Here is a 961-nt window from a genome sequence, read left to right on the forward strand (position 1 = left end):
CTTCTTATCGCAACTACCGCGCTGGTCGCCACCGCTGGTGTTGCAGTCGCAGACGTCAAGATCTCCGGCTACGCACGCTTCGGCGCAGTGTACAACGACAACGGTGTAAACCCCGATGACGTGAACACCGCAAGCCGTCTGCGTATCCAGATGGACCTGACCACCGAGACCGATGGCGGCCTGACCCTGGGCGCGCGTCAGCGTTTCCAGACTGAAGAAAACGCAGCCAACGCTGGCGGCAACCAGGCGCGTTTCTACGCAACCGCCGGTGGCCTGACCATCGCAGTCGGCAACATCCTGGGTGTGATCGAAGCTGCTCCGAACCTGTATCTGCCGACCAAATCGGCTGGCATGGGCCTGGAAGGTAACGGCTTTGCTTCGCTGGCAGCCAACACCTATGCAAACGGCGGCGCATTCGGCTGGACCGCGTACCAGTCGGCTGGCGCGGGCGCACAAGACGGCGTTGAAGTTCTGTACAGCATGAACGGCATCGGCCTGCACGCACACAGCACCGACACTTCGTACGGTCTGGGCGCAAACTACAAGTTCGCTGACTACACTGTTGCAGTCGCTTACGAAGAGTGGAACGAAGGCGCACGCGACGGCGACAGCATCCTGTTCGCATCGCTGGGCGGTAGCTTCGGCGCGTTCGACGCAGCTCTGTCCTATGCTGACACCGAGTACGGTGCGGTTGACTCCGAGAAAGTCTCGCTGCGCGCTGGCTACAAAGCCAACGACGCGCTGTATGTCTACGGCTTCGTTGCTGACGAAGACACCGTCGACACCGCATACGGCCTGGGTGCATCCTACGGTCTGGGCGGCGGCGCTTCGGTCGAAGGTGGCTGGACCTCCAACCAGAACGGCGACAACATCGTGTCCGCTGGTATCTTCTTCTCGTTCTGATCCAGAACAAGCAGTTGAACAAGGAAGGGCAGGTCTTCGGACCTGCCCTTTTCTTTTG

The 961-nt window shown here is 60.5% G+C and carries 1 protein-coding gene; it reads left to right on the plus strand.

Annotation, left to right across the window (positions count from 1 at the left end; all coding sequences use genetic code 11):
• Positions 1-903 (plus strand): porin (locus tag ACFQ3C_RS18885; RefSeq protein ID WP_380795238.1); only part of this gene is annotated, 903 nt, incomplete at its 5' end.
• Positions 904-961: the final 58 nt, after the last annotated feature.

Source organism: Seohaeicola saemankumensis, from assembly GCF_042678485.1.
Taxonomy (GTDB): Bacteria; Pseudomonadota; Alphaproteobacteria; order Rhodobacterales; family Rhodobacteraceae; genus Seohaeicola; species Seohaeicola saemankumensis.